The 26,804-nt window shown below is 69.2% G+C and carries 26 protein-coding genes; 12 read left to right on the top strand and 14 right to left on the bottom strand.

Annotated elements, in window-relative coordinates; all coding sequences use genetic code 11:
• Window positions 1–3: 3 nt before the first annotated feature.
• Window positions 4–1,908 (bottom strand): translational GTPase TypA, encoded by a 1,905-nt coding sequence (gene typA, locus ACRC20_RS16130; protein WP_438687393.1) that lies wholly within the window; start codon window positions 1,906–1,908, stop codon window positions 4–6.
• Between the two features lie 92 nt (window positions 1,909–2,000).
• Between typA and ACRC20_RS16125 the strand changes: the two genes are divergently transcribed.
• Window positions 2,001–2,168, top strand: coding sequence for a hypothetical protein (locus ACRC20_RS16125; protein ID WP_438687392.1), 168 nt, complete (start codon window positions 2,001–2,003; stop codon window positions 2,166–2,168).
• Between the two features lie 11 nt (window positions 2,169–2,179).
• A complete protein-coding gene (locus ACRC20_RS16120) occupies window positions 2,180–2,710 on the top strand; it encodes a GNAT family N-acetyltransferase (RefSeq protein ID WP_438687391.1) in 531 nt (176 codons plus the stop codon).
• Here the strand turns inward: ACRC20_RS16120 and ACRC20_RS16115 are convergent.
• Genes ACRC20_RS16115 through ACRC20_RS16065 form a run of 11 tightly spaced genes read right to left on the bottom strand, consistent with a single transcriptional unit; the run spans window position 2,707 to window position 13,527 of the window.
• Window positions 2,707–3,018 (bottom strand): EthD family reductase, encoded by a 312-nt coding sequence (locus ACRC20_RS16115; protein WP_438687390.1) that lies wholly within the window; start codon window positions 3,016–3,018, stop codon window positions 2,707–2,709. The genes ACRC20_RS16120 and ACRC20_RS16115 overlap by 4 nt on opposite strands.
• A gap of 38 nt (window positions 3,019–3,056) precedes the next feature.
• Window positions 3,057–4,556, bottom strand: coding sequence for an aldehyde dehydrogenase family protein (locus ACRC20_RS16110; protein ID WP_438687389.1), 1,500 nt, complete (start codon window positions 4,554–4,556; stop codon window positions 3,057–3,059).
• A gap of 15 nt (window positions 4,557–4,571) precedes the next feature.
• On the bottom strand, window positions 4,572–5,348 hold the full coding sequence (locus ACRC20_RS16105) for an enoyl-CoA hydratase (RefSeq protein ID WP_438687388.1): 777 nt from the start codon (window positions 5,346–5,348) through the stop codon (window positions 4,572–4,574).
• Window positions 5,341–6,225 (bottom strand): 3-hydroxyisobutyrate dehydrogenase, encoded by an 885-nt coding sequence (gene mmsB / locus ACRC20_RS16100; protein ID WP_438687387.1) that lies wholly within the window; start codon window positions 6,223–6,225, stop codon window positions 5,341–5,343. Before mmsB ends, ACRC20_RS16105 begins: the two co-directional genes overlap by 8 nt.
• On the bottom strand, window positions 6,222–7,265 hold the full coding sequence (locus tag ACRC20_RS16095; protein ID WP_438687386.1) for an enoyl-CoA hydratase/isomerase family protein: 1,044 nt from the start codon (window positions 7,263–7,265) through the stop codon (window positions 6,222–6,224). The genes mmsB and ACRC20_RS16095 overlap by 4 nt, the downstream gene beginning before the upstream one ends.
• Entirely contained in the window at window positions 7,262–8,410 is a 1,149-nt protein-coding gene (locus tag ACRC20_RS16090; RefSeq protein ID WP_438687385.1) for an acyl-CoA dehydrogenase family protein, read from the bottom strand. Before ACRC20_RS16090 ends, ACRC20_RS16095 begins: the two co-directional genes overlap by 4 nt.
• Before the next feature lie 11 nt (window positions 8,411–8,421).
• Window positions 8,422–9,927: a CoA-acylating methylmalonate-semialdehyde dehydrogenase gene (locus ACRC20_RS16085; RefSeq protein ID WP_438687384.1), complete on the bottom strand. Its 1,506-nt coding sequence runs from the start codon at window positions 9,925–9,927 to the stop codon at window positions 8,422–8,424.
• A 30-nt stretch (window positions 9,928–9,957) separates the two neighbouring features.
• Window positions 9,958–10,791 carry a hypothetical protein gene (locus ACRC20_RS16080; protein ID WP_438687383.1) on the bottom strand — a complete coding sequence of 278 codons (834 nt, stop codon included), beginning with the start codon at window positions 10,789–10,791 and terminating at the stop codon, window positions 9,958–9,960.
• An 11-nt stretch (window positions 10,792–10,802) separates the two neighbouring features.
• Window positions 10,803–11,129: a cytochrome C oxidase subunit IV family protein gene (locus ACRC20_RS16075; protein ID WP_438687382.1), complete on the bottom strand. Its 327-nt coding sequence runs from the start codon at window positions 11,127–11,129 to the stop codon at window positions 10,803–10,805.
• 33 nt (window positions 11,130–11,162) lie between these two features.
• On the bottom strand, window positions 11,163–11,762 hold the full coding sequence (locus ACRC20_RS16070; protein WP_438687381.1) for a cytochrome c oxidase subunit 3: 600 nt from the start codon (window positions 11,760–11,762) through the stop codon (window positions 11,163–11,165).
• A gap of 4 nt (window positions 11,763–11,766) precedes the next feature.
• Window positions 11,767–13,527 (bottom strand): FAD-dependent oxidoreductase, encoded by a 1,761-nt coding sequence (locus ACRC20_RS16065; protein ID WP_438687380.1) that lies wholly within the window; start codon window positions 13,525–13,527, stop codon window positions 11,767–11,769.
• A gap of 324 nt (window positions 13,528–13,851) precedes the next feature.
• On the opposite strand from ACRC20_RS16065, the gene ACRC20_RS16060 reads away from it, so the two are divergent.
• Entirely contained in the window at window positions 13,852–15,513 is a 1,662-nt protein-coding gene (locus ACRC20_RS16060; RefSeq protein WP_438687379.1) for a sigma-54-dependent Fis family transcriptional regulator, read from the top strand.
• On the opposite strand, the gene ACRC20_RS16055 is transcribed toward ACRC20_RS16060, so the two are convergent.
• Window positions 15,510–16,325 (bottom strand): enoyl-CoA hydratase/isomerase family protein, encoded by an 816-nt coding sequence (locus ACRC20_RS16055; protein ID WP_438687378.1) that lies wholly within the window; start codon window positions 16,323–16,325, stop codon window positions 15,510–15,512. The genes ACRC20_RS16060 and ACRC20_RS16055 overlap by 4 nt on opposite strands.
• Window positions 16,326–16,479: 154 nt before the next feature.
• Between ACRC20_RS16055 and ACRC20_RS16050 the strand changes: the two genes are divergently transcribed.
• Window positions 16,480–18,021, top strand: a complete 1,542-nt coding sequence (locus tag ACRC20_RS16050; RefSeq protein WP_438687377.1) for a fatty acyl-CoA synthetase — start codon at window positions 16,480–16,482, stop codon at window positions 18,019–18,021.
• Between the two features lie 70 nt (window positions 18,022–18,091).
• On the opposite strand, the gene ACRC20_RS16045 is transcribed toward ACRC20_RS16050, so the two are convergent.
• Window positions 18,092–18,757: a hypothetical protein gene (locus ACRC20_RS16045; protein WP_438687376.1), complete on the bottom strand. Its 666-nt coding sequence runs from the start codon at window positions 18,755–18,757 to the stop codon at window positions 18,092–18,094.
• Window positions 18,758–19,036: 279 nt separating this feature from the next.
• Between ACRC20_RS16045 and ftsH the strand changes: the two genes are divergently transcribed.
• The 8 genes from ftsH (at window position 19,037) to ACRC20_RS16005 (ending at window position 26,766) form a co-directional block, all read left to right on the top strand.
• Window positions 19,037–21,136 carry an ATP-dependent zinc metalloprotease FtsH gene (gene ftsH / locus ACRC20_RS16040; RefSeq protein ID WP_438687375.1) on the top strand — a complete coding sequence of 700 codons (2,100 nt, stop codon included), beginning with the start codon at window positions 19,037–19,039 and terminating at the stop codon, window positions 21,134–21,136.
• 15 nt (window positions 21,137–21,151) lie between these two features.
• The gene (gene folE / locus ACRC20_RS16035; RefSeq protein ID WP_438687374.1) at window positions 21,152–21,766 is read left to right on the top strand and encodes a GTP cyclohydrolase I FolE; all 615 of its coding nucleotides are present in this window, start codon (window positions 21,152–21,154) and stop codon (window positions 21,764–21,766) included.
• Window positions 21,763–22,623 carry a dihydropteroate synthase gene (folP, locus tag ACRC20_RS16030; RefSeq protein ID WP_438687373.1) on the top strand — a complete coding sequence of 287 codons (861 nt, stop codon included), beginning with the start codon at window positions 21,763–21,765 and terminating at the stop codon, window positions 22,621–22,623. Before folE ends, folP begins: the two co-directional genes overlap by 4 nt.
• A 12-nt stretch (window positions 22,624–22,635) precedes the next feature.
• On the top strand, window positions 22,636–23,010 hold the full coding sequence (gene folB, locus ACRC20_RS16025; RefSeq protein WP_438687372.1) for a dihydroneopterin aldolase: 375 nt from the start codon (window positions 22,636–22,638) through the stop codon (window positions 23,008–23,010).
• A 44-nt stretch (window positions 23,011–23,054) separates the two neighbouring features.
• A complete protein-coding gene (folK, locus tag ACRC20_RS16020; protein WP_438687371.1) occupies window positions 23,055–23,588 on the top strand; it encodes a 2-amino-4-hydroxy-6-hydroxymethyldihydropteridine diphosphokinase in 534 nt (177 codons plus the stop codon).
• A 16-nt stretch (window positions 23,589–23,604) separates the two neighbouring features.
• Window positions 23,605–24,087 carry a DUF3180 domain-containing protein gene (locus ACRC20_RS16015; protein ID WP_438687370.1) on the top strand — a complete coding sequence of 161 codons (483 nt, stop codon included), beginning with the start codon at window positions 23,605–23,607 and terminating at the stop codon, window positions 24,085–24,087.
• 83 nt (window positions 24,088–24,170) lie between these two features.
• Window positions 24,171–24,902, top strand: a complete 732-nt coding sequence (locus tag ACRC20_RS16010; RefSeq protein WP_438687369.1) for a hypothetical protein — start codon at window positions 24,171–24,173, stop codon at window positions 24,900–24,902.
• A 208-nt stretch (window positions 24,903–25,110) separates the two neighbouring features.
• Window positions 25,111–26,766: a DUF6779 domain-containing protein gene (locus tag ACRC20_RS16005; protein WP_438687368.1), complete on the top strand. Its 1,656-nt coding sequence runs from the start codon at window positions 25,111–25,113 to the stop codon at window positions 26,764–26,766.
• Window positions 26,767–26,804 lie beyond the last annotated feature (38 nt).

The following is a 26,804-nucleotide window of genomic DNA, read 5'->3' as shown; positions in this document are numbered from 1 at the left end:
GAATCAGCCCTGGTTGGCGGATTTGGCCTTGCTGCGCGACTTGGCGCGGTCCGTGGCGAGCAGCTCGGCCTTGCGAACCCGGATGATCTCGGGGGTCACTTCGACGCACTCGTCGTTCGCGCAGAGCTCCATGGCGATCTCCAAGTCGATCTCCATCGGCTTGACCAGGGTCTCGGTCGTGTCCGAGGTGGACGCGCGCATGTTGGTGAGCTTCTTCTCGCGGGTGATGTTCACGTCGAGGTCCTCGGCGCGCGGGTTGAGCCCGACGACCATGCCCTCGTACGCCTGGTCGCCCGGCGAGACGAAGAACGTGCCACGGTCGGCGAGGTTGGTGAGCGCGTACGCGGTCACCGCGCCGGTCCGGTCGGAGATGAGCGAGCCGGTGTGGCGGCCTCGGATCTCGCCCGCCCAGGGGCCGTAGGTGTCGAACTCGGCGTTCGCGATCCCGGTGCCTCGGGTGGTGGTGAGGAACTCGGTTCGGAAGCCGATGAGCCCGCGCGAGGGGACCTTGAAGGTCATCCGGGTGGAGTCGGTGCCGTGGCTCGCCATGTCCTCCAGCGAGCCTTTGCGGTCGGCCAAGAGCTGGGTGATCGCGCCGATGAACTCGGACGGGGCGTCCACGGTCAGCCGCTCGTACGGCTCGTGCCGCTTCCCGTCGACGATCTTGGTGACCACCTGCGGCTTGCCGACGGTGAGCTCGAAGCCCTCCCGGCGCATCTGCTCGACGAGGATCGCGAGGGCGAGCTCGCCACGGCCCTGGACTTCCCAGGCGTCGGGGCGGCCGATGTCGAGCACCCTGATCGAGACGTTGCCGATGAGCTCCTGGTCGAGGCGCGCGCGCACCATCCGGGCCGTGAGCTTGTGGCCGGAGACCCGGCCCGCGAGCGGCGAGGAGTTGGTGCCGATGGTGACCGAGATCGCGGGCTCGTCCACGGCGATGCGGGGCAGGGCGACGGGGTTCTCGGGGTCGGCGAGGGTGTCGCCGATCATGATCTCGGGGATCCCGGCGACCGCGACGATGTCGCCCGCGACCGCGAGGTCGGTGGGGGCGCGCTCCACGCCGGTCGTCACCAGAAGTTCGGAGATCCGGACGTTCGAGACCTGCGGCTCGCCGTCCACCTCGCGCATCCAGGCGACGGTCTGGCCCTTCTTCAGCTGTCCGTTGTGGATGCGCAGCAGGGCGAGGCGGCCGAGGAACGGGGAGGCGTCGAGGTTGGTGACCAGAGCCTGGAACGGCGCTTCGGGGTCGCCCGAGGGCGGCGGGACGACTTCCATCAGCTCTTCGAAGAGCACGTCGAGGTTCTCGCCGTCGGGGACCGAGCCGTCTGCGGGCTGGGCCTTGGAGGCGATGCCCGCGCGGCCGGAGGCGAACAGGATCGGCAGGTCGAGGGCGTGCTCGGCGGCCTTCGCGGCCTCGTCGGGAAGCTCCGAGGCGATGTCGAGGATCAAATCGTGGGTCTGCTCGACCACTTCCGAGATCCGGGCGTCGGGACGGTCGGTCTTGTTCACCACGAGGATCACCGGCAGGGAGGACTCCAGCGCCTTGCGGAGCACGAAGCGGGTCTGCGGCAGGGGGCCCTCGCTCGCGTCCACCAAGAGGACGACGGCGTCGACCATGGACAGGCCGCGCTCCACCTCGCCGCCGAAGTCCGCGTGGCCGGGGGTGTCGATCACGTTGATGACGGTGAGCGAGCCGTCGGCGTTGCGCCGGTGCACGGCGGTGTTCTTCGCGAGGATGGTGATGCCCTTCTCGCGCTCGAGGTCGCCGGAGTCCATCACGCGGTCCGTGGTGTCGTCACCACGGTGCGTGAGCGCGCCCGACTGCCGGAGCATGGCGTCGACCAAAGTGGTCTTGCCGTGGTCGACGTGGGCGACAATGGCGATGTTGCGGAAGTCCGTGTGCGTCACAGATGGCAATTGTGACAGGCCGAGGCGGCGAAAGCGAATCTGGCCGGGCCGCGCGCTGGCATGCCGCCCCAAGTAAGGCTAAGCTTAATTGTGTGAAGGCGAAAAAGTTCGCCGGCCTCAAGCCGAAGAAGAAATGCTGCAAGAGCAACCCCAGGTGCGTGAACTGCCCCGTTGTGCTCATGCGCGTCGACAAGATGGTGAACTTGGAGCAGGTGGAGAAGGTGCCGAAATGGCTGTTGGTCCAGGCGAGGAAGAAGTAAGCTCCACAGGCATGACGGAGATCACCGTCGCCAGGCTCGGCCCGGACGACTGGAAGCGCCATCGCGAGATCCGCCTCGAGGCGCTGCGGACCGCGCCCGAGATGTTCAGCAGCAGGCTGGAAGACATGGTGGAACAGCCGGAGCCGTGGTGGCGCGAGCTCATGGGGAAGAACCGCTATTGCTACGCGCTGTCCGGCGAGGACGTCGTCGGAATGGCGGGCCTCGCAACGCCGACGGGCGAGCCTGCCGAGGGCGCAGAGGCCGCGAACGCGTTGACCGAGGCGCTGCCCGCGGGCACGGGGATGCTCATCAGCGTGTTCGTCTCCTCAAGAGCGCGGGGCCTGCGTCTGGGCGAGCGGCTCTCGGCGGCGGTGATCGGCCAAGCGGAGGCCGAGGGGCTCGCGGAGCTGTACCTCGACGTCGTGGAGCACAACACGGGCGCGCGGAAGATCTACGAGCGGCTCGGCTTCGTCGAAACCGGGAGGCGCTGCCCGACGGACAAGCGCGAGCTCGAAATGGTCCTGGCGCTCGGAGCGGGCTAGACGGCGGAACCGCCGAGGGCGTAGTGGATGATTCGCACGCCAGGGGGCGCGAAATTGACGAGGTCTCCGGTCACCGCGCCGCCCTCCGGCGAAGTGAGCGCGGCGACCATCGCCTCGGGCGAGGCGAAGTCGCCGTGCCACACTGCCGCGAACGTCTCGTCCCCTTCGAGAGTCTGCACGTCGAGGCTGTAGTTGGAGCCGAGCAGGCCGGGCAGCTTCGCGGCCAACGGCACGTGCGCGCGCTCGTAGTACTCGCGGAACTTCTCCGGGTCCGGCGTGGACGGGTAGATGACGGTCACTCGGTGCATGGTGTCTCCTTCGTCGTGCTCGATGCTGGGCGCGCAGCTCAGGCGAGCTGGATGTTCACTGCTTTTGTCTGCAGGTAGAGGTCGACGGCGTCGCCCAGCTCGCGGCCCCACCCCGACGCTTTGTAGCCGCCGAATGGCAGCGCCGTGTCGAACGCGTTGTACTGGTTGACCCACACGGATCCGGCCTTGACCCCGGCGGCCACCAGGTGCGCGGTGCTCAAATCCTTGGTCCACACTCCGGCGGCCAGGCCGAAGCTCGTGTCGTTGGCCAGCGCGATCGCTTCCTCGGCCGTGCCGAACGGCAGCGCGACGACGACCGGGCCGAAGATCTCCTCGCGGTACACGCTCATCTGCGGGGTCACGTCGACCAAGACCGTCGGCTCGATGTAATAGCCGGAGTCGGGGAGGCTGCTGCCGCCGCCGAGCGCGCGGGCGCCGTCCGCCTGCCCTTGCGCGACGTACCCGGCGACGCGGTCGAGGTGCTCTTGGGAGATCATCGGCCCGATCTGGGTCGTCGGGTCGATGCCCGGCCCGACCTTGAGCTGGCTCGCGGCCTTTGCGACCGCTCGGGTGAACTCGTCGAAGAGAGGCTCTTGGACGAAGAGCCGCGTTCCTGCGACGCACGACTCCCCTTGGTTGAAGGTGATCGCGGAGACCGCGCCTGCGACCGCTGCTTCGAAATCAGCGTCGGCGAAGACGATGTTCGGGCTCTTGCCGCCCAATTCCAGCGACACCTTCTTGAGGTTGCCGCCAGCGGCCGAGAGCACTTTCCGGCCCACTTCGGTCGAGCCGGTGAAGCCGATCTTGTCGACGTCGGGATGCTCGGCGAGCCGTGCTCCGGCTTCGCCGAAGCCGGTGACGACATTGACCACCCCGGGCGGGAATCCGGCCTCTTCGAAGAGCTCGCCCAGCAGCAGCGTCGTCAGCGGCGTCTCCTCGGCGGGCTTGAGCACGATGGTGTTGCCCGCCGCCAGCGCCGGGGCGATTTTCATGGTCGCCATGATGAGCGGGTAGTTCCACGGCGTGATGCCCGCGCAGACGCCGTACGGCTCCCGCAGGGTGTAGGCGAGGAATTTCGAGTCCGGGGCGAGCGGCATCGCGGGTTGGATGGTCTGGCCGGTGATGCGGGTCGCCCAACCCGCCGCGTAGCGGAACTGGTCCCCGGACCAGTCGGCGTCGACCAGCTTTGCGATCACCGATGGTTTGCCGGTGTCCAGCGATTCGAGCTGGCCGAAGGTCTCGGCGCGCTCGGTGATGAGGTCGCCGACCTTCCACAGGAGCTGCTGGCGGACGTGGGGCTTCATGTTCCGCCATGCGGCGCCCTCGAAAGCCTTCCGCGCGGCGCTGACCGCGCGATCGACGTCTTCGCTGCTCCCTTTGGCGACTTCGGCGAGGACCTGCCCGGTCGCGGGGTCGTAGGTCGGGAAGGTCGCGCCGGACGCGGCAGGCGTCCACTCCCCGCCGATGAGCAGGTTTTTCGGGCGCTCTAAAAACGCGCGGACCGCAGGGCTGAGGGTCGCGGTCAGAGATACTGGCATGGTTGTTTCTCCTTGTTAGCGATGGACGAATTTCGCGGGGCGCTTTTCGGCGAAGGCGGCCATGCCTTCGGACTGGTCGGCGGTCGCGAACGCCGAGTGGAAGATTCTGCGCTCGAACAGCAGCCCCTCGGACAGGCCGGACTCGAACGCGCGGTTGACCGCCTCCTTCGCCATCATCGCCGCCGAGAGCGACATCGCGGCGATGGTCCTGGCGACGGTGTGGGCCTCCTCCAAGAGCGTCTCGGCGGGCACGACGCGGGACACCAGCCCGCTGCGCTCGGCCTCGGCGGCGTCCATGACGCGCCCGGTGAGGATCATGTCCATCGCCTTGGCCTTGCCGATGGCGCGGGTCAGCCGCTGCGAGCCGCCCATGCCGGGCAGCACGCCCAGTTTGATCTCGGGCTGGCCGAACTTGGCGGTCTCGGAGGCGATGACCAGGTCGCACATCATCGCGAGCTCGCATCCGCCGCCGAGCGCGTAGCCGCCGACTGCGGCGATGGTGGGCGTGCGCACTGCGGCGAGCGCGCCCCAGGCCGCGAAGTAGTCGCTGCCGAACATGTCGCCGAACGACTGGTCGGCCATCTCTTTGATGTCCGCGCCCGCGGCGAAGGCCTTGCCGCTGCCGGTGATGATGATCGCGCCGACATCTGGGTCTGCGTCGAAGTCCCTCGCGGCGGCGAGGACTTCCCGCATGACCTGGGAGTTGAGGGCGTTGAGGGCTTCGGGCCGGTGCAGGGTGATCGCGCCGACCCGGTCCTCGCGGTCGACGATGATGGTCTCGAACTCAGACATGGCGCTCCCTGATCCGGGTGAAGATCGCCGAGAAGTCGAGGCCTGCCCCGCCGTCGGCGTTGAAGTCGTCGTAGATATCCGCCGCCGCGAGGCCGAGCCGCGCGTCGAGGCCGCTGGCGCGCGCCGCGCTCGCCGCCAGGCCGAGGTCCTTGGCCATGAGGGCTGTCGCGAACCCGGGGGCGTAATCCCGGTTGGCCGGGCTGGCGGGCACCGGCCCAGGCGCCGGGCAGTTGGCGGTCAGCGCCCAGCACTGGCCGGAAGCGTTGGCGGCGACATCGAACAAGGCCTGGTATTCGAGCCCCAGCCGCTCGCCGAGCGCGAACGCCTCGCTCACGGCGATCATCGACACGCCGAGGATCATGTTGTTGCAGATCTTGGCGGCTTGGCCTGCGCCGGGGCCGCCGCAGTGCACCACGCGCCTGCCCATCGCGGCGAGGACCGGCTCCGCGCTCTTGAACACGGCTTCGTCGGCGCCGACCATGAAGGTCAGCGTGCCCGCCGTCGCGCCGGGAACGCCCCCGGACACCGGGGCGTCCGCGAACCGCCGCCCCGCGCCGGTCGCCGCCGCATGCGCGGCGCGGGCGTCGGCGATGTCGATGGTGGAGGAGTCGATGAACAGCGCGTCCGGGCTCGCGGCGGGCAGCAGCTCGCGGTACGCGGCGAGCACATGCGCGCCCTTGGGCAGCATCGTGACGACCACGTCCGCGCCGCGCGCCGCCTCCGCCCCGGACTCGGCGAGCGGAACGCCCGCTTCGGCGGCTGTAGCGCGCGCGGCAGCCGAGAGGTCGAACGCGGCGACGGCATGCCCGGCCTTGACCAGGTTGGCCGCCATGGGCAGTCCCATATGCCCCAAGCCGATGAAAGCGATGGCGCTCATAGTTGCTCCTTTCGGAAGTCCAGTTCGTCGGCGACGGGTTGGAAGAACGCCTCGACGTCGGCTGTGGCGACCTCGGCGAGCGTTTCGGGGCTCCATTTCGGATTGCGGTCTTTGTCGATCAACTGCGCGCGGACGCCTTCCACCAGGTCGTGGGAGCGCAGGGCCGCGCTCGACACCCGGTACTCCAGAGCCAGCGCGTCTTCCAGGGTCGGCAGCTCGCGGGCCCGCCGCACGGCGGCCAAGGCCACCGACAAGGCGAGGGGGGAGCGGGTCATGATCAGCTCGGCCGCCGCGTTGGCCCGCGTGTCGGCATGCGAGAGCAGCGCCGACACGATATCGGTGACGGTGCGGAGGCTGTAGCACTCGTCGATCCAATGCTGCTGGGCCAGGAGCTCGCTCGCTGGCGGCGCGACGGCATGCGCCGCCAGCGCGGCGGCGACGTCGCGCTCCACGATCGTCTGGACGAACGCGCTGAGCCGGTCGTGCGGCACGTAGTGGTCGGCGAAGCCGAGCGCGATCGCGTCCGCGCCGAAGAAGGAGGCTCCGGTGAGCGCGGCGTGCAGTCCGATCTCGCCCTGGGCGCGCGCCAGCAGTCGGGTGCCCCCAACGTCGGGGACGAAGCCGATGCCGACTTCGGGCATGGCGAGCTGCGACGTGTCGGTGACGATCCGGGTGTTGGCGTGCGCGCTGACGCCGATGCCGCCGCCCATCACGAAGCCGTCCATCAGCGCCACATACGGCTTGGGGAACGCGGCGATCTGCGCGTTGAGCCGGTACTCGTCGCGCCAGAACTCGCGCGCCGCCGCGCCGCCCGCCTTGGCGCTGTCGTGGATGGCGACCACGTCGCCGCCCGCGCAGAGCCCGCGCGCGCCCGCCCCGGCGAGCACCACGGCGCGGACGCCGTCGTCAGCTTCCCATTGGGCGAGCGCCTGCGCCATCGCGACGACCATCTCGTGGGTCAGCGAGTTGAGGGCCTTCGGGCGGTTCAGCGTCAGGATGGCGACGCCGCCCGTGACGCCGGTCAGGATCTGGTCGGTCATGCGGCCAGCCCGTCTTTGACAAGCCCGCGTGACACGATGACTCGCATGATCTCGTTCGTCCCTTCAAGGATCTGATGCACCCGCAGGTCGCGGACTATTTTCTCGACTCCGTACTCGGCGAGGTAGCCGTAGCCGCCATGGAGCTGCAACGCCTCGTTCGCCACTGAGAAGCCCGCGTCGGTCGCGAACCGCTTGGCCATCGCGCACAGCTCGACGGCGCGCGGGTCGCCGTCTTGGACCGCGCTCGCAGCCCGCCAGACCATGGTGCGGGCGACCTCGAGCTCGGTGGCCATGTCGGCGAGGCGGAACTGCAACGCCTGGAAGTTGATCAGCTCGTCGTCGAACGCGCGCCGGGTCCGCAGGTAGTCGAGCGCCTTCTCCAGCGCCGCGCGCGCCCCGCCGAGCGAGCAGGAGGCGATGTTGAGCCTGCCGCCGTTGAGGCCGCGCATGGCCATGGCGAAGCCAAGGCCCTCGCGGCCGATCCGGTTGGCGACCGGCACTCGCGCGTTGTCGAAGACGACCTGGGCGGTCGGCTGCGCGTGCCAGCCCATTTTGCGTTCCGGCGCCCCGAAGGACAGCCCAGGCGTGTCGGCTGGCACCACGACGGCCGAGATGCCGCGCGGCCCGGCTTCGCCGGTGCGGACCATGACGACGTACACGTCGGCGGCCCCGGCCCCAGAGATGAACTGTTTGACCCCGTTGAGCACGTACTCGTCCCCGTCCCGGGCCGCCGTCGTGCGCAAGGCCGCCGCGTCGCTGCCGCAGCCGGGCTCGGTGAGGCAGTAGGCGCCGAGGGACTCCATGGCGCACATCGACGGCAGCCACCGCCCGCGCTGGTCGTCGTCGCCGAACTCGTCGATGACCCAGGCGGCCATGTTGTGGATCGAGATGAACGCCGACACCGCCGCGCAGCCGGTGGCCAGCGCCTCGAAGACCAGCGCTGCGTCCAGGCGGGTCAGGCCGGAGCCGCCGACATCGGGCTTGATGTAGACGCCGCCGAGCCCGAGGGCTCCGGCCTTGGGGAAGACCTCGACGGGGAAATGCTTGTCGCGGTCCCAATCGAGGGCGTGCGGCGCGAGGTGGACGTCGGCGAATTCGCGTGCGGTGCGCGAGATCTCGCGCTGCTCCGCAGTCAGGTCGAACAAGGACGCCCGCCCTAGTCCATCGTCGGGATGACGAAGGAGGCTCCGTCTTTGTTGCCCGACGGCCAGCGCTGCGTCACCGTCTTGGTCTTGGTGTAGAAGCGGATGGAGTCCGGGCCGTGCTGGTTCAGGTCGCCGAACCCGGACCGCTTCCACCCGCCGAAGGTGTGGTAGCCCACCGGGACCGGGATGGGGACGTTGACGCCGACCATGCCGGTGTCGACCTTGGCGCAGAAGTCCCGCGCGGTGTCGCCGTCGCGGGTGAAGATGGCGACGCCGTTGCCGAACTCGTGCTCGGACGGCAGCCGCAGTGCCTCCTCGTAGTCGTTCGCGCGCACCACCGACAGCACCGGCCCGAAGATCTCTTCCCGATAGATCCGCATGTCGGGCCGCACGTGGTCGAACAGCGACGCTCCGATGAAGAAGCCGTTCTCGTGGCCGGGAACCGTCAAGCCGCGCCCGTCCACCACCAGCTCGGCCCCTTCGGCGACGCCGATGTCGATGTAGTCGCGCACGCGCGTGAGCGCGTCGGCGCTCACCAGCGGGCCGAAGTCGACCCCCTTGTCGAGGGACGGCCCGACCACCAGCTTCTGTGCCCGGTTGGCCAGTTCCGCCACGATCCGGTCGGCGGTCTCCGCGCCGACCGGGACGGCGACCGAGATCGCCATGCAGCGCTCGCCCGCCGAGCCGAATGCGGCTCCGACCAGGGCGTCGACGGCTTGGTCGATATCGGCGTCCGGCATCACGACCATGTGGTTCTTCGCCCCGCCGAAGCATTGGGAGCGTTTCCCGTTCGCCGCCGCGTTGGCATAGATGTACTGCGCGATCGGGGTGGAGCCGACGAAGCCGATCGCCGCGACGCGCGGGTCGGCGAGCAGCGCGTCCACTGCGGTTTTGTCCCCGTTGACGACGTTGAACACGCCGGGCGGCAGGCCCGCCTCGAGGAACAGCTCGGCGATGCGCAGCGGCACCGACGGGTCGCGTTCGGACGGCTTGAGCACGAAGGCGTTGCCGCAGGCGAGCGCCGGAGCCGCCTTCCAGAGCGGGATCATCGCGGGGAAGTTGAACGGGGTGATGCCCGCGACGACGCCGAGCGGCTGGCGCAGCGAGTAGACGTCGATCCCCGAGCCCGCCCCGCTGGTGTACTCGCCCTTGAGGAGGTGCGGGACGCCTGCGGCGAATTCGCAGACGTCGAGGCCGCGCTCGATGTCCCCGCGCGCGTCGTCGACGGTCTTGCCGTGCTCTTCGGACAGCGTCTTCGCGAGGTCGTCGATCTCGGCGCGGACCAAGTCGACGAATCGGGCGAGCACGCGGCCGCGCCGCTGCGGGTTGTAGGCCGCCCAGACCTGTTGGGCTCGCGCGGCGTTGGAAATCGCCGCGTCGACCTCGGACAAATCCGCGAGGGGGACTTGTTTGCTCGGGAAGCCCGCCGAGGGGTCGTAGACGTCGGCGAAGCGTCCGGACCTGCCCGGCACGCGTTGTCCGCCGATGAAGTGGGTCAGCTGTGGCAGCTGGCTCATGATGGGAAACCTCCTGGATTGAGCGGGGATCTAGCGGCCTGCCGTGGCGAGAGCGGCGTGCGCGGGCGGGCGGGCGTGGTCGAGTTCGCGGGCCTCTTCGGCGGCGCGGTGTTCGCGGATCTCCTTGGCGAGCCCGATCCCCGTCGACCCGAAGATGACGGCCATGAAGCTGGCGAAGATGAGCAGGGGGAGCCACGTGCCGAAGAGGCTGTCGTAGGCGAACGGCCCGTGCAGGAAGACGGCGGTCAGGATGGCGGGGGACCAGGCCGCCGTGAGCAGGCTGACGTACGCGCTCCAGCGGGGGAGCGTCTCTTTCCCGCGTTCGCAGAGCAGTGTCGCGATGCCCGGCGCGGCCGCCCAGACGTTGAAGAACGGAGCCGTGTAGATGATCCCAAGCCAGGCGAGGTCGTTGAAGAGCCTGGTGGTGTTGGGGTCCACCTCGTTCGGGCGGTAGGCGGCGATGGCGAAGAACATCGAGATCAGCATCAGCGTCACGGCGGTGATGGCGATGGAGACCGTCCACATGGTGGTGAAGATCGGGAAGCCCTTCTCCATCTTCCGGATCCGGGGCACGACCACCGTGCAGAGGATGAGGTAGGGGATCGCGATCAGCGCGACCACCGCTGCCGCGACCTGGATCCGGGTGCGGTGCTCGATGTACACCCGCGCGATCTCCGAGCCGCTCATCCCGGTCCTCGGCGGCAGGACCCCCCAGAACACTTCTCCGTCCCAGGGGGCCAACGCCATGAGTCCCGTGCCGAGCACCAGGACCCCGATCCCTAACGCCGCATAGAGGCATCGGAGCTGGATCTTCGCCGATCGGGCCTCCGCCGCCGCGTCGGGGATGTCATTTGAGGAGGACATGAGTGTTCCTTTCACGCGTAGAAGCCGAGCAGCGCGACGCAGGTCGCGGCCACGTAGCCGATGAAGAGCAGGCGCAGGACGCGGTGGGCGGCCCTGAGCTCCATGAAGTAGTGTCCGATCAGGAGGATCTTGCCGAAGCACACCAGGAGGATGGCGACGGGCAAGATCTGCGAATGGTGCGAGCGCTCCAAGCCCATGACGAGCGAAGCCACGGTCGCGGCGACGAGCACGGCCCAGACGGCGATCAGCGCGCCTCGGCTCTCTGCGGCGGGGGAGTCGCTCGGCTCGTCCGCCCGTGCCTGCGGCCCGCTGCTCTCCATCGTCGTCTCGATGGTCATGTCGATCCCTTCTTTCCCTTTGTGTGGCTGTCGTCAGACGAGGTAGAGCACGGCGTAGAGGCCGACCCAGATCAGGTCGACCATGTGCCAGTAGCAGCCGACTCCCTCGATGAACCGCAGACGGGTGCGCGTTTTCTGCGCGGACTTGGCGTACGAGGCTCCGACGCACAGGAGCACGCCAGCCAGCACGACGTGGAGCATGTGCAGCGCGGTGAACACGAAATAGCTTTGGAAGAAGAAGTTCGTGCTCGGCACGATGCCCACGGCGAACTTCTCGCCGTACTCGTACGCTTTGAAGGCTCCGAACCCCACGGCGCTGGCCACGCCCAACAGGAGGTTCCGCCGGGCGCTGTCGAGCCGTCCGGCTCGGGCGTCCTGCACGCCGAGCGCGACGAACAGGGAGCCGGTGATCAGCAGGACCGTGTTGATCGCGGCGACGGTCTGGTTGAGATGCCCTTGGGACGACTCGACCATCGCGGGCTGGTGCACCGTGTAGTAGCCGATCGCGCAGAAGTAGAGGCCGAACATCACCAGCTCGACGAAGATCACGATCCACAGGCCCGGTTCGCCGGGGATGTGCCCCCTGATGGGGCTGGCCTCCAGCCGGGCAGGGCGGCTTGCTGTCAGAGTCATGTCGTCAGATCCTCTCGGGCCATTCGCTGTCGTGGTGTGAGTGCGCGAGGTCGTCGCGCCAGTGTTGTCCGGCGCGGAAGGGTTTGATCCGGTCGAACACGTTCGGCAGGCCCTTGCGGTAGCGGCGATCGTCGTAGTCCCAGAGCCTCTTGAGCCAGCCTTTGGCTTCGAAGCTGTCGACGAAGGGCCGCTCGCCGGGGGTCCCGGTCTTGTCCAGGATCGAGCCGACCGACCGGCGGGCGGCCTCGCATGCGCTGTCCATGGAGTCGATGCCGCCGGTGGTGCGGGCGAAGGTCGCGCCGACGAACAGGTTGTCGACGGCGGTGACGGCGTTTGGCTGCCCGCTCCACGTGCCCGGGACGGCTCCGAAGAGCGGCTCGTCGTTGATCAGCCGCTTGCCCGGCTCGAAGCGCAGCAGCCTGCTGACGTCCCATCGGATGATGTCGTCGCGGTCGAGCTTGCCCCAGGCCTCGGGGGACACCCGGGCCGTATGGGCGAGGAGCTCGTCGAGGAACTCCTCCTTGGTGCACTCCTTCGCGGTCTTGCCGTGGACGATGCCGGGGGTGTCCCAGGTTTGGAGGTCGAGGGAGACCCATTGCGTCGCGGTGCCGTCGCCGTACTCCCCGCCGAAGTCCGCGATCACGGCGCTGTAGTCCACCACGGCCAGCTGCCAGGGGCCGCCGACGAAGACGCTCGGCAGCAACGGGCCTTTCAGGATGAGGTTGGCCGCCCCCAGCCATTGCTCGCCAAGGCGGTCCAGCCGCCCCAGCCGGGAGTCCGCTTGGACGATCTTCTCGTCGAGCACCCTCGCCGCGATGTCTTGCGGGGCGGCGAAGATGTACCAGTCCGCCTCGACGGTCCGCTCCTCGCCCGCCTCGTCGCGCACCCGCGCGCCGGTGATCCGGCTGCCCGCCGAGTCGAATCCGAGCAGCTCGTGCTCCAAGTGCACACGAACGCCCAGCTTCTCCAAATGCGTGCCGAACGGGTCGAACACCGCTTCGTTGGCTGGGCCGCGCGTGATGCCAACGACCGTTCGGGCCTCCTTCGCCACGCCCTTCGTGCCGAAGTAGGCGCTGAAGATCTGCAGGTTCCGCGCCGTCTGCCGCGCGCTCACCTGGTCGGGAGCCACCTTCACCTGGGCCACCACGAGGGCCAGCAGTTCGAACGACTCCTGCGACACGGGGCCCGTGTACTCCACCAGCGTGGCGTGCTCCAGCTCGTGGTACTGGCGCAACATGCCCGAGGTGGCCAAGGCTGTGAGCTTGGACAGCAGGCGGGGGAGCTCCCAGAGCTTCGTGATGCGCCGGAGCTCGCGGACGGCGGGGTCCTTCCGGGACAGGGCGGCGCGGAGGTAGGTCACGGCGGAACTCCCCGGCGGTTGCTGGAATGTGTTCTCGAGGAGTTCCCTGACCGTGGTCAAGTTGGCGAGGACCGAGTCCTCGCCGTTGGCGGCGGGCACGCGGGAGAGCGTGTTGTTCCAGTGCGGGTACGTCCCCCAGTACGCGTGCGGACCGCTCTCGATCGGCAGGTCCTTACGCCCGTCCGTGCCGCTGCCTGGGACGGTCTCGCTGCGCGACTTCCCGCCGAGGAGCGGCTTCTTCTCGTACAGGTCCACCTCGAAGCCGCGCTCGACGAGCTCGAGCGCGGCCGACAGCCCGCCGGGGCCGCCGCCGAAGATCGCCACTCGGTTCCTGCCGTCCGCCGCTCCTGCGGGGAAGGCCGCCGCAGCGGCCCTCTGCCTGTTCGGCGCCGTTCCTCGAGCCATCAGTCGTCCTCCTTGATTTCTGAAATCGCAGCACGTGTGCTCCGTGTGCAAGGTCTGTCCCGCCGTCGGTGTCGTCTGCGTTGATGCAGCATATTCGCGGATTTCCGTTGTCCGATGTTTGAAAAATGGACACTTCCGCCCGCATGGTCGGGGCTGTGCGGGGGGCTAGTTCGATCGGCGGCTCCCCCCGTTTCTGTCAATGTCGTTGGTCAATGATGTCAGTCAAAAAGGATAGAATTCATGGTGTGCATCACATATCTGTTATCTTAAGACAAGGGAGAGACGTGAAGCGCATTTTGTGCCAGAGATATTCAGGATGGCGTTATGAGGACTGATCAGGAGCCACGTGCTCGGGCGATAGCCGAGTCATGGCGGCGGTCGCGTCTTTGCGGGGTCGATCCGCGCTCGTGCCTGGACGACGACCGGACGCTCGGCGAGGCGGGTCACGGCCAGATCGCCGAAGCGTCCGCGACTGTGCTCGACGGCGTCCTCGACAAGCTCGCAGGCACGGGGTTCGTGCTCGTCCTCGGCGACCGGAACGCGCGCGTGGTCGATATCCGCGCCGGGGACAAGATGATTCGCAACCACGTCGAGCGGTCGGGCGTCACGGTCGGCCGTGTCCTCGCGGAGGAGACGGCGGGCACCAATTGCGTCGGCACGGTCGTCGAGACGCGCGAGGGATTGCGGATCAACGGGCCCGAGCACTACGCCGAGGCGTTGCGCGGGTTCCATTGCTACGGGCATCCCGTCGTCAACCCGGTCACCAAGCGCCTCGCTGGCGTGCTGGACATGAGCTGTGTGGCGGCCGAGGACACCGCGCTGATCGAGCCGTTCGTCGTGGCCACAGTTCGGGAGATCGAGCGCGAATTGGCCGCGCGGGCCAGCGCCGACGACCATGCGCTGGTCGACGCCTTCCGCATCAGCTGCGGCCAGCGCCCCGGCGCCCCGGTCGTCGTCATCGGCGCCACATCGCTGTTCACCAATAACGCCGCCGCCAGTCTGCTCACCCAGGCCGACCACATCGCCTTGCGGGCTGTCGCGGACTCTGTGACGCGGCGGGCCGCCACCACCATGACGACGGTCGAGTTGCGCGGCGGCACGGCGAGGGTCGAGGCCGAGTGCAAGCAGGGCGGCGTGGTGCTGGTGCTCGACTTCGAGGCCGCGAAGCGGGATGTCGTCTCGGTTCCGCCGCAGGCGCCCCATGCCTCGTCGTCGGTCACGATCATCGCGGGAGAGCCGGGCACGGGGCGCACCACCGAGGCCCGCAGGCTCGTGGAGGGGGCGGCGACGGCGTGGCTGCCCGCTTTCGACTCCGCGGACAGAGGCAAGGCGGACAGGGGTCAGGCAGACCGAGGTCAGTCAGGCCAGTCGCCGTCGTCCTGGCTGGCCGAGGCGCGCACGGCCCTGGCCTCCTCGCAGGCGGTCGTCATCGAGGACGTGCACCTGCTCAGCCCGTCGCTCGCCCGGCATCTGGCTGTCGCCATCGGCGCAGCGGGGTCCGAAGCCAGTGTGGTCCTCACGAGCGGGCCGCTCGCCCAGCTCGGCGGCGAGCACGCCCGGCTGGTCGCGCTGTGCCACGACCATGTCGAGCTGCTGCCATTGCGCGCGCGGCGCGGCGACATCCCGGCGTTCATCAGGACGATGCTCGGCCAGGACAGCGGCGCGCATCTGTCGACGGACGCTGTGGACGTGCTCACCCGGCAGGAGTGGCCGGGCAACCTCGCCGAGTTGGCCGCTGTGGTGTCACAGGTCGGGCGTCTGCGCGCGTGCGGCGAAATCACCGTCGCCGATTTGCCCGAGCCGTACCGCCGGGCGGATTTCCGCCGTCGGCTCACGCCGCTCGAACAAGCGGAGCGGGACGCCGTTGTCGAGGCGCTGCGGCGGACGGGCGGCAACAAGCGGCTGGCCGCCGAGTATCTCGGGATGAGCCGCACGACGTTGTACAGCGCTATCCGCCGCTACCGCGTCGACGCGAGCCGCCCTTAGCCGCGTTTGCGCCGCGCGGCGAACGCGGCGGTCAGCCGACGTGCCTCTTCGTGTTCGCCGTGCAGGCCGATCGTCTCGGCCTCGGCTGCCAACGCGTCGGAGAACGGGGAGCGCCGCGCGGCGCGGAGCAGCTGCCGCGCTCCGCCCAACGCCCTCGGCGCTTCCGCCAGGATTGCTGCGACCAGCTCTTCGGCGCGGGCTTCGAGCGACTCGTCGGGGACGACATCGGTGACCAGCCCCCAGTCCAGGGCTTGGTTCGCGGTCAGCGTCTTGCCGCCGACGGCCATCGCGAGCGCCCGCTGCATGCCGATCGCCTCCGGGAGCCGGGTCGACAACCCGCAATCGGGTGTGAGGCCCACTTTCCCGTATGCGGCGGAAAACGTCGCGCCTTCGCCCGCGACAATGAGGTCGCAGGCCAGCATGAGGCCGAGGCCGCCGCCCGCGGCCGCGCCCCGCACGGCGGCGACGACCACGACGGGCAGCGTCGCGAGCTGTTCGAGCGCGGCGTGGATGGTCGTGGCGAGCTGGCGAAGGTATTCGCCGGGGGCCTCCGCCGAGGCCATGTCGAGGACGTCCCCGCCTGCGCAGAACGCGCGTCCCGCGCCCTGGAGGACCACGACCCGGACCTCGGGGTCGGCGGCGACCGCCTCGACGGCGCTGCGGAACTGGGCCGCGAGCGCCTCGTCGATGGCGTTGTACCGGTCGGGGCGGTTGAGCGTGATCCGGACGGTCGGCCCGGTTCTTGCAATGAGCACTGGTGTCGTGAGCACTGGCGCAGCGAGAACCGGCCCCTGGCTGTCTGTGGTCGTCATAGCGCTCGACGCTACCCGTATGCCGATCCTGCGAGTGTCCAGATATGGAACAGCTGGCGGGCGCGCCATTGTGCAGCATTGGACGCGGCGCAAGGCCGGACGGCGTTGCGGACACGCCTGGATGCGGATTATCGCTGGAGAGGACACGATGCGAATGCGTCAGCGTGCGGAGACACTGGTCGACCGGTTCACAAGGACCGCGACGGTCGACACGGTCGTCGCGGTGGGGGCCAAGCGGTGGCCCGACCGCGTGGCCATCCTCTTCGAGGACCGGTCGTGGACGTACCGGGAGCTCGACGAGGCCGTCGCACGAGGGGCGAGAGAGCTGCTGCGGCGAGGTCTGCGCAAGGGCGACCGGGTCGCCGCCTACGGCCGCAACTCCGACGCGTACGCCATCGCGTTCCTCTCGTGCGCCCGGGCGGGCTTGGTGCACGTCCCGGTCAATTACGCCTTGTCAGGGGAGGAGCTGTCCTACTTGCTCGCGCAATGCGGGGCGGCGGCTGTCCTCAGCGACCCCGAGCTGAGGCCTGGCCTCGAAAAACTCGTCGTGCCCGGCGTCGACACCGCGATGCCGCTCTTCGGCGCGGCGGACTCGTTCTTGGCGCTCGCGACGAGCGGCCCAGTCCCCGAGGCTCCGGGCGAAGTCGCCGACACCGATCTCGCCCAACTGCTGTACACCTCGGGAACGACGTCGCGCCCCAAGGGCGCGATGATGACGCATCGGGCTTTGCTCTACGAGTACCTGTCCGCTGTCGAAGCGCTCGGCTGCGCCGAGCACGACCGGCCGCTGCATCCGATGCCGCTCTACCACTCTGCGGGGATGCACACCTTCCTGATGCCGTACCTCATGGTGGGAGCCACGAGCACGATCTTGCGCACGCCCGACCTCGACACGGTGCTCGACACGCTCGAACGGCACGGCAACGGGGCCGTCTTCCTCGCGCCGACGGTGTGGATCGCGTTCGCGAAGCGCGGCGACCTGGCCGGGCGGGACTTCTCTGGGCTCAAGAAAGCCTTCTACGGAGCGTCGGTCATGCCTGCGGCGACGCTGTCCTCGTTGCGGAGCCAACTGCCCGGCGCCGGCTTCTACAACTGTTTCGGCCAATCGGAGATCGGGCCCCTCGCGACGGTGCTGCGCCCGCACGAGCACGCCAAACGTCCGCAGTCGTGCGGCAGGCCGGTGCGGTTCGTGACGCTGCGCGTTGTCGACGAGCAGGGCGACGACGTGCGGCCAGGGGGGCGCGGCGAGGTGGTCTACTCGTCGCCGCAGCTCTGCTCGGGCTACTGGGGGAAAGAGACGGAGACCGTCGAGGCGTTCCGGAACGGCTGGTTCCACTCCGGCGACCTCGCGGAGATCGACGACGAGGGGTACATCACGATCGTCGACCGGATCAAAGACATCATCAACAGCGGCGGGGTGAACATCGCCCCCCGCCATGTCGAGGACGTGCTGCACGGGCACGAGGCCGTGCAGCAGGCGGCCGTCGTCGGACTGCCCGACGAGAAATGGATCGAGGCGGTCACCGCCTTCGTCGTGGCTTCGCCGCCGGTGGCGGAGGAGGAGCTCCGGGCGTTCGTCGCGGACCGGCTCTCGCCGCAGGCGGCTCCGAAGCGGTATGTCTTCGTCGACGATCTGCCTCGGAACCAGTCCGGCAAGATCCTCAAACGCGAGTTGCGCCAGTGGGACGACCGCTGATCCCGTGGCAGCTTCTGCGCGGGACCGTCGCGAGCGCCGAGCCGATGGCTTTGTGCCAGCCGAGGCAGGGCTAGTGCTCGATGCTCCCGGTCGCGTCGCATTGGTAGGAGCCGGGGTGGAACCGGCATTGCGGCGCAGTCCCGTCCGGCCCGGTCTCGTCGGGCCCAGTCCCGTCCGGCCGGTCCTCGTCGTCGCGCGGCGCGGCGCAGCCGAGCCTTGCGCGCAGCCCGTCTGCCAGGTCGGCGAAGGCTTGGCGCTGGTCGTCCAACGCGTCGATCGCGTCGTAGGCCTCGGGCGCGGCTGGCGTGCCGCCCGCGAGCCGGGGCGACCGGTAGTGGATCGAGCTGTAGAAGTCGTAATGCTCGTCCTGCAGGACGACGAATTGATCGTGGACGGCCGACTTCAGCGCCTCGAAGCCCGCCTCGACCTCGGCGGCGGCGCGCCGCGCCTCGCCGCTGCCGGATTGGCCCGCCGCGTCCTTGAGCCGCCCGACGGCGTTCACGAGGAGGTTGAGCCGGAAGTCCTCGTCGTGCTTCTTCACGTCCGGGCTCGCGTAGACGTTGTCCAACACGCCCCGCAGGTTGCCGAGGTCGAAGCGGATGTCGCCGAGCAGGTCGTCGATGGCGCCGACAGCGGGGCACGAGGCGCCTGCGGGCGCGGCCGGGGCGAGCGGGGCAGGCGCCGCCAGCGTCGCGGCGCACAGCCCGACCACGGCAAAGATGCGCGAGGGGCCCATCGAGGTCTCCTTCCATGTCGTCTTCGGACACCGCCATGCTACCTCGGCTTGTGGGCGAGATCACGACGAGGCGGGGCTTCGGCTGGGCGGGGCGGACTGCCCTTCGAAGGCGCGGGGCGGGGCGATATTTCAGCTGCTCGTGAACAGACGGCGGAACTCGTCGGCGCCTTCGCGTAGCCTAGACTAGAACTTCCGGTATACGGGACGCATTGCTTCAGCGGCCCCGCCGCGGACGAACCAGAGAACGAGAGGACAGGTCCTGACCGACCGAACGAGAACATGAACCGATCGGCACTGATCCGCATAGTCGTGTTCGTGGCCGCAGCGTTGGCGATCTGGCGGATCTTCTCCTACGTGAGCGACGACACCAAGGGCTTCGAGCAGGTCGAGACCTCTGTCGCGATGCGACAGCTCGACGACCCGAAGAACATCAAATCCGCCGTGCTCGAAGACGCCGAGCAGCAGTTGCGCATCGAGCTGGAAAAGCCTGCGGAGAGCACCAAGGGCAAGACGAAGATCTACGCGGCGGTCCCGGGCGGGGCCTTGGACACGGTCTTCGGCAAGCTCGAGCAGCTGCGCAAGGACAACGGGGGCAACGGCAAATACGACGTCGTCAACAACGATCCGGGCTTCCTCTCCCAGATGCTGGTCCTGTACGGCCCGATCCTGCTCATCGGGGTGCTGTTCTATTTCGCGATCACTCGGATGCAAAACTCGCCGAGGGGCTTCGGCTTCGGCAAATCGCGCGCCAAGCAGCTCTCCAAGGACGTCCCGAAGGTCACCTTCGCCGATGTCGCGGGCGCGGACGAGGCCGTCGAGGAGCTCTACGAGATCAAAGACTTCCTGCAAAACCCCGCCCGCTACCAGGCGCTCGGCGCGAAGATCCCGCGCGGCGTGCTGCTGTTCGGCCCGCCCGGCACCGGCAAGACCTTGCTCGCCCGCGCGGTGGCGGGCGAGGCGGGCGTCCCGTTCTTCACCATCTCCGGCTCGGACTTCGTCGAGATGTTCGTCGGCGTCGGAGCCTCCAGGGTCCGCGACCTTTTCGAGCAGGCCAAGGGGGCCAGTCCCTGCATCATCTTCGTGGACGAGATCGACGCGGTCGGGCGCCAGCGCGGCGCGGGCTTCGGCGGCGGCCACGACGAGCGGGAGCAGACCCTCAACCAGCTCCTGGTCGAGATGGACGGCTTCTCGGAGCGCCAAGGCGTGATCGTCATGGCGGCCACCAACCGGCCGGACATCCTCGACCCGGCCCTGCTGCGCCCCGGTCGCTTCGACCGGCAGATCCCGGTGGGCAACCCGGACATCGCGGGCAGGCGCGCCATCCTCGCGGTGCACTCGAAGGGCAAGCCCATCGCGCCGGAAGCGGACCTCGAAGGGCTCGCCAAGCGGACGGTCGGCATGTCCGGCGCGGACCTCGCGAACGTGCTCAACGAGGCGGCGCTGCTCACCGCCCGCGAGAACGGCCAGCTCATCACGACCGCCGCGCTTGAGGAGTCGGTGGACCGCGTGATCGGCGGCCCGCGCCGCAAGAGCCGGATCATCAGCGAGCTCGAGAAGAAGATCGTCGCCTACCACGAGGCAGGCCACACGCTCGCGGGCTGGGCGATGCCCGGCCTCGACCCGGTCTACAAGGTGACGATCCTCGCCCGAGGGCGCACCGGCGGGCACGCGGTGAGCGTTCCGGAGGACGACAAGGGGCTCGCGACCCGGTCCGAGCTGATCTCCCGCCTCGTCATGATGCTCGGCGGCAGGGCGGCGGAGGAGCTGGTCTTCCACGAGCCGACCACGGGGGCCTCCTCCGACATCGAGCAGGCCACGAAGATCGCCCGCACGATGGTCATGGAGTACGGGATGAGCTCCAAACTCGGCGCGGTCCGCTATGGCGACGAGCAGGAGGATCCCTTCCTCGGGCGGGCCATGGGGCAGCGCTCCGACTACTCGCACGAGGTCGCCAAGGAGATCGACGCGGAGGTCCGCGACCTCATCGAGGCGGCGCACACCGAGGCGTGGGCCGCGTTGGTGGAGTACCGCGACGAGCTCGACACGCTGGCCTCGCAGCTCTTGGAGAAGGAGACGCTGCACCAACGCGAGCTTGAGGAAATCCTCGTCACGGTGAAGAAGCGGCCGAAGATCACGGCCTTCGACGTGTTCGGGGAGCGGACTCCGTCCGACCGTCCGCCGGTGAAGACTCCGAGAGAGCTCGCCCTCGAGCGCGGCGAGCACTGGCCGCCGATCCTGCCGCAGCACGCGCAGGGCCAGGCCCCGAGCCAAGCTCCAGGACAGGCGCAGAGCCCGGCGGAACCAGCGCCGAGCCCGTCGCTCGCGCCGGTGCCCGCTTCCTCCAACCTGCCCGCAGGCCAGCCCCACCAGGCTGGCTGAGCGGCTGGGGTTTCCGTGAGCAGTTCCGACGAACCGGCCTCGGCCTTGGACAAGCAGGCGCCAGCCTTTGACGAGAAGCGGGCGCAGGCCGCAGTTCGCGAATTGCTCCTCGCGGTCGGCGAGGACCCGGACCGCCCAGGCCTCACCGGCACCCCCGCCCGAGTCGCGAAGCTCTACCGCGAGTTGTTCTCCGGCCTCGAACAAGACCCCAAGGATGTGCTCGGGGAGAGCTTCGCGGCCGACCACGACGAGCTGGTGCTGGTCAAAGACATCACGGTGCAATCGGTCTGCGAGCACCATCTGCTCTCGTTCCACGGCGCCGCGCACGTCGGCTACATCCCGGGCGTCGGCGGTTCGGTGGTGGGGTTCTCGACGCTCTCCCGGCTCGTCGACCTCTACGCCCGCCGCCCGCAGATCCAGGAACGACTGACCTCGCAGGTCGCGGACGCGCTGATGGAGCATCTGCGGCCCCGAGGGGTCATCGTCGTGGTGGAGGCCGAGCATCTGTGCATGCAGATCCGTGGCGACCGGCAGCAATCGGCCAAAGTGACGACGTCGGCGGTTCGCGGCCTCTTGCGGACCAATCCGTCCTCTCGGGCGGAGGCGCTAGGGTTTATCCTCCGCCCATGACATCCGACTTCATGATCATGGGCGTCCTCAACTGCACGCCGGACTCCTTCTCCGGGGCGGGGCGGGAGGAGGTCGAGGAGACGGTGGCCGAGGGCGTGCGCCTCGCGGCAGAAGGGGCCGACATCGTGGACGTCGGCGGCGAGTCGACTCGGCCCGGAGCATCGCAGGTCGGCGCGCAGGAGCAGCTCGGCCGAATCCTCCCTGCCGTCTCGGCGTTGGCCGCCGAAGGGGTTTTCGTCAGTGTGGACACCTGCGACGCGGGCGTCGCGCGGGCCGTCTTGGCGCAGGGCGCGAGCATGGTCAACGACGTGTCGGGCGGCTTGTGCGATCCTGGCCTGGCTCCCGCCGTGGCGGAATCAGGCGCGTGGCTGGTGCTCGGCCACTGGCCGGGGGCTCCGACACGCGACCACAGCTACCGCAGTGGCGGGACCACCGTGCGGCATGTGGCGGACGAGCTGCTCGTCCGGGCGGAGGCCGCGCTCGCCGCAGGCGTGCGCCGCGATCAGATCGTCCTCGACCCGGGGCTCGGCTTCGGCAAAGACGCGGCTGAGAACTGGGCGTTGATCCGAGGCCTCGGCGAGCTGCGCGAGCTGGGGTTCCCGGTGCTGGTCGGCGCGTCCCGCAAGCGGTTCCTCGGCTCGGGGCGCTCGCTCGTCTCCGGGGACGCGGCCTCCGACGAGGCAGAGCTCGCCTGGCGGGAGGCGGGGACGGTCGCTGTGACCGCGCTGGCGGCGGCGCTCGGGGCGTGGGGCGCGCGCGTGCATGCTCCCCGTCCGAATCGGGCTGCTGCTGCGGCTGCGGCGGCTTTCACGAGGGAGGGCGCCGCCGGGGCAGGCGGGCCCGTTCGGCGCGATTGATAACGTGGACCCATGGCTGACCGGATCGAATTGCGTGGCGTCTCTGTCTGGGCCTGTCACGGCTACAGCGACGAGGAGCGGGCGGTCCCGCAGGAGTTCGTCGTCGACATCACGCTTTGGTGCGATCTGGCCAAAGCCGCGAGCAGCGACGACCTCGAAGACACAGTGGACTACGGCGCGCTCGCGGTGCGGGCGGCGGAGATCGTGGGCGGCCCGCCGCGCAAGCTGATCGAGGGCCTCGCCGCCGAGATCGCGGAAGACGTGATGCGCGACCCGAGGGTGTACGCCGTCGAGGCCGCCGTCCACAAGCCGAAGGCCCCGATCCCGGTCCCGTTCGGTGACGTCGCCGTCGTGGCGCGCCGGTCGAGAAGGACGGCGCAAGGCTGAGGCTTCCGCGCCTCGGACTCCGAGGTGGCTGTATAACGGAGGGTATGACCACGGCAGTGCTCTCCATCGGGTCCAATTTGGGCAACCGGCTGGGGTATTTGCAGCTCGCGGTCGCGGCGCTTGGCGAGCGAGTCCGGGCGGGCTCCCCGGTCTACGAGACAGATCCGTGGGGCGCGGTCGGCCCGAACTACTTCAACGCGGTGCTCGTGGTGTCCGATCTTGGCTTCGGCAGCATGGACTGGCTGCGCGAGGCGCAGCGGATCGAGACGCTGGCCGCCCGGAAACGCGAGGCCTTCCGTGGGCCCCGGACGCTGGACGTGGACGTGATCGCCTGCTACGGGGAGGACGGGGCCTCGATCTTGGCGGACGAGCCCGAGCTGCTGCTGCCGCATCCTCGGGCGCATCAGCGGGCGTTCGTCCTGGTCCCGTGGCTCGATGTGCAGCCGGAGGCGCGTTTGGCCGCCCGGGACTGGGATGTCTCGGTGAAAGAGCTCGTCGAGTCGCTCGCGGCTTCCGAGCGGACCTCGGTGCGCCGGACCTCGCTCACGCTCTCCCTCGGCGCCCTGCGCCTGCTATGAGTCGGATCGGACTGCGTTGAAACAGATCGGCTTCGTCGAGTGCGTTGGCTGCGCCCTTGTCGGCGTGCTCGTGGCGTTGTGCTGGCCGGGGCTTCGGACCATGCCGGTGGCGGCGAGCGCCGGGGTGCCGCTCTTGGCGGCAGGCCTTGTCGAGGCGGGGCTCGGCAGCTATCTGAGAGCGAGGGTGCGGGACAACAGGATCGGCGTCGGGCCGGGCCTCGTCCCACCTGTTTTCGTGGCGCGGGCAGGGGCGCTCGCGGCGGCTTCGGTGTTCGCAGGCGCCTTCGTCCTCGGATTCTGGGCCGCGTTGGGGATGGACGCGCTGCTGCACAAGGGCCAGCTTTTGATCGCCGAGCGGAACCTCCCCGGCGGCCTCATCGGGGTTTTCTGCTCGGCAGCGCTCGTTGCGGGGGCTTTGTGGCTGCGCAGATGCTGCCGTGCCCCGCATGGGGGCCATGACGATCCGCGCGGCGGCGCATCCTCCGGCGCGGGGTCGTGAGAACACGGGCTGTGAGGCGACACGATAAATTCACAGGGGCTTACAAGGTTGATCCCAGAATCCACCGTGTACTCTCTGTGCCTATGAAGAATGCATGGGTCAGCGCTGTTAGTTTCTTGTCCCTCGCTGGCGCGGGGATGTTTTTGACGCTTCCGGGACACGCTATGGCGGACCCCGACGACGACACCACTCCCACGTCGGAGACCACCGCCACGTCGACCTCCGCTCCTTCCGCGAGCACGGGCGCGAGCACGACTGGCAGCCCGGCTCCGGCCACCTCGTACAACCCGTACGCCAGCTCTTCTGCGCCGAAGCCGTCCGAGGCCGAGGACCAGGACGCCGCCGAGCCGAACGGCGAGGACGAGGACGCCCCGGCTGTGAAGCCGTCTTCCTCCGCCGCGCCGAGCTCTTCCGCGACTGCGGCCCCTGAGGCCCCGGCCCCCGCGAAGCCGTCCAACCCGGCCCAGGTCAAAGCTGCTGCTTGCACCTTCTCCCGCGAGGTGACCGCCCAGGTCGCGAAGGACACGAAGAAGTTCAACGACCTGGCCGCCGTCGAGAACGCCAGCTGGAGCGACGACGACCTGGCCGCTGCCAGCGAGTCCGCCCGAGCGGGCTACCAGGGCGCTCTCGACAAGATCCGCTCCACCGTCCCGACCTCCGGGTTCCCGAGCGACATCGTCGCCGCGCTGACCGACCTGGCGCACGCGTCCGACGACTGGATCTACCTGATCGACAACCAGAACGGCGACATGATCCAGGGCGCGATCTCCGAGTACAACGACTCGGTCGGGCGTTTGCGCACCGCCTGCGAGTGATATCCCCTTCCAGACACGGCGAGAGGCCGGGCCCGCCCGGGCCCGGCCTCTCGCCGTATCTGGGGAACTTCTCGCCGTATCTGGGGAACTTTCTGTGTATGTTCTTGCTCGTGTCCCGGTGGATACGGCGTTTGGGAGGTATGGTCTTCACCATGCGTTCGAATTTTGTCCTCTTCGCTCCGAAGAAGGGCTTCCGTAGGGCGGTCGCATGACCGAGCCCGCGCTGGAGCGTCGCCGGAAGAAGACGAGCGGGGGGGCGTTGTTGGGCGTGGCGTACGCGGCCTGCTTCGTCTTCGCCGTGGTCGCGAGCGTCGCGGTGATCTACACCGGGAACGACACGTTGATGCGGTTCGGCTTCGTCTTCGCCCTGTGGGCGGCGCTGGGGTGGGCGTTCATCGCCGACCACTCGCGGCGCAAGGCGGAGCTGGTCTCCGCGAAGGCCTCGGACTACAAGCTGATCTACGACCTGCAGCTCGAAAGGGAGATCGCGGCGAGGCACCATTACGAGCTTTCGCTGGAGAACGAGCTGCGCAGACAGCTCACCGCAGAGGCCGACACGACAACGCACAACGCCCTCGCGGAGCTGCAACAACAGGTCGTGGTGCTCCGAAGCCAGCTCCAGGAGCTGCTGGACCAAGACCTCGAATACGACCAGCCCGCGCTCAAGGCGCGGGCGACCCGTCTCGACGAGCTTTTGGTGGCGCGCCAGTCGCTCGGCGCCCACGAGGCCCAGCCGCGCAAACGTGCCGCAGAGGATCCCCCGAGCGGGGGTTCTTCGCACGAGCCCCGCGAGTGGGGGACTGCGAGCGGGGCGGGGGCGCCTCCTTCGGGCGGAGGAGAGCCCGGCCCGCCGAAGCTCTGGCTGCCATCGCAATCCGACCAAGGGCGCCGAGAGCCTGCGCAGCCGCAGCACACGGGCGTGGGCCAAGGGCAGTTCGAGACGCCGAAGCCGGAGCCGCTCGCGCAGGTCGCCGAGGCCGAGCCCGTCGCGCCAGTCGCCGAGGCTGAGCCAATCGCCGAGCCGGTCGCGCAAACCCCGGAGCCGGTCGTGGAGGAGCGCCCGCCCGTGGAGCAGCCGGTCGTTTGGCAGCAACAGCAGCCTCAGGGAGCTGCTTGGGAGGGCTCGCAAAACTGGGCGGAGGAGCAGCCAGCCGCCTCGCAGCAGCCGGAGCCGGTCGCGCACGAGACCGCGCAGGCGCTCGACTACCCGAGCTGGTACGCCCAGCCGACCACTGAGCAAGAGACGGAAGCCGAATCTTCGAGCGAGTACCCGAGCTGGTACAGCCAGCCCGCCGAGCCGGAGCTAGTTGTGCAGGAGTCTGGCCCTGCCGCGCACGAGCCGGAGCCTGAGCATGTCGAGGTCGCGCCGCAGCCCTTGGTGTCCGAGCCGGAGTCTGCCGCGCACGCGCCGGAGCCTGCCGAGCCCGAGCCGGAGCCCGAGCATGTCGAGGTTGCGCCGCAGCCCTTGGTGTCCGCGCCGGAGCCTGCCGAGCCCGAGCCGGAGCCCGTCGCACACGAGCTGGAGCCTGAGCATGTCGAGGTTGCGCCGCAGCCTCAAGCAGAGGCGGCGCACGGCAAATCGGAGAAATCGAAGCACGCGGGCAAGGCCAGTGGCCGGGCCAAGCCGAATGAATCGCGCGGCGGACGCAGGGCGAAGTCCGCAGAGGGCGGCGAGGCAGCCGCGTCCACCGGAGGGCATGACGCGGCTGCCGCTGCGGCGGCGCTCGCGGGCGCGCATGCTTCCGGGCACTCCGTCGGAGAGTTGCTCTCCCGGCTCACTCCGGACGAAGCAGCCGGATACCATGGGCGGCGCAGGCGCGCCCAGATGTCGGAAGCCCAGATGTCGGACGACGAGGCGAACTGATCGCTCGCGCGTGTGCCGTGCTCCATCGGAGAGAGGCG

The sequence above is a fragment of the Segniliparus sp. genome (assembly GCF_051660745.1).
GTDB lineage: Bacteria > Actinomycetota > Actinomycetes > Mycobacteriales > Mycobacteriaceae > Segniliparus.
Note: the sequence above shows the minus strand (reverse complement) of the source record. Positions and strands in the feature narration are given on the sequence as shown.

Excerpts from the sequence above, each read along its gene's own strand:
- ACRC20_RS16065 (WP_438687380.1), bottom strand. The coding sequence starts at position 13,527 with ATGGCTCGAGGAACGGCGCCGAACAGGCAGAGGGCCGCTGCGGCGGCC.
- ACRC20_RS16080 (WP_438687383.1), bottom strand. The coding sequence starts at position 10,791 with ATGTCCTCCTCAAATGACATCCCCGACGCGGCGGCGGAGGCCCGATCG.
- ACRC20_RS16005 (WP_438687368.1), top strand. The coding sequence starts at position 25,111 with ATGACCGAGCCCGCGCTGGAGCGTCGCCGGAAGAAGACGAGCGGGGGG.
- ACRC20_RS16085 (WP_438687384.1), bottom strand. The coding sequence starts at position 9,927 with ATGAGCCAGCTGCCACAGCTGACCCACTTCATCGGCGGACAACGCGTG.
- folP (WP_438687373.1), top strand. The coding sequence starts at position 21,763 with ATGACATCCGACTTCATGATCATGGGCGTCCTCAACTGCACGCCGGAC.
- ACRC20_RS16115 (WP_438687390.1), bottom strand. The coding sequence starts at position 3,018 with ATGCACCGAGTGACCGTCATCTACCCGTCCACGCCGGACCCGGAGAAG.
- ACRC20_RS16055 (WP_438687378.1), bottom strand. The coding sequence starts at position 16,325 with ATGACGACCACAGACAGCCAGGGGCCGGTTCTCGCTGCGCCAGTGCTC.
- ACRC20_RS16110 (WP_438687389.1), bottom strand. The coding sequence starts at position 4,556 with ATGCCAGTATCTCTGACCGCGACCCTCAGCCCTGCGGTCCGCGCGTTT.
- ACRC20_RS16010 (WP_438687369.1), top strand. The coding sequence starts at position 24,171 with ATGAAGAATGCATGGGTCAGCGCTGTTAGTTTCTTGTCCCTCGCTGGC.
- ACRC20_RS16075 (WP_438687382.1), bottom strand. The coding sequence starts at position 11,129 with ATGACCATCGAGACGACGATGGAGAGCAGCGGGCCGCAGGCACGGGCG.
- ACRC20_RS16045 (WP_438687376.1), bottom strand. The coding sequence starts at position 18,757 with ATGGGCCCCTCGCGCATCTTTGCCGTGGTCGGGCTGTGCGCCGCGACG.
- ACRC20_RS16105 (WP_438687388.1), bottom strand. The coding sequence starts at position 5,348 with ATGTCTGAGTTCGAGACCATCATCGTCGACCGCGAGGACCGGGTCGGC.
- ACRC20_RS16095 (WP_438687386.1), bottom strand. The coding sequence starts at position 7,265 with ATGACCGACCAGATCCTGACCGGCGTCACGGGCGGCGTCGCCATCCTG.
- mmsB (WP_438687387.1), bottom strand. The coding sequence starts at position 6,225 with ATGAGCGCCATCGCTTTCATCGGCTTGGGGCATATGGGACTGCCCATG.
- ACRC20_RS16070 (WP_438687381.1), bottom strand. The coding sequence starts at position 11,762 with ATGACTCTGACAGCAAGCCGCCCTGCCCGGCTGGAGGCCAGCCCCATC.
- ACRC20_RS16060 (WP_438687379.1), top strand. The coding sequence starts at position 13,852 with ATGAGGACTGATCAGGAGCCACGTGCTCGGGCGATAGCCGAGTCATGG.
- ACRC20_RS16120 (WP_438687391.1), top strand. The coding sequence starts at position 2,180 with ATGACGGAGATCACCGTCGCCAGGCTCGGCCCGGACGACTGGAAGCGC.
- ftsH (WP_438687375.1), top strand. The coding sequence starts at position 19,037 with ATGAACCGATCGGCACTGATCCGCATAGTCGTGTTCGTGGCCGCAGCG.
- ACRC20_RS16050 (WP_438687377.1), top strand. The coding sequence starts at position 16,480 with ATGCGTCAGCGTGCGGAGACACTGGTCGACCGGTTCACAAGGACCGCG.
- folK (WP_438687371.1), top strand. The coding sequence starts at position 23,055 with ATGACCACGGCAGTGCTCTCCATCGGGTCCAATTTGGGCAACCGGCTG.
- folB (WP_438687372.1), top strand. The coding sequence starts at position 22,636 with ATGGCTGACCGGATCGAATTGCGTGGCGTCTCTGTCTGGGCCTGTCAC.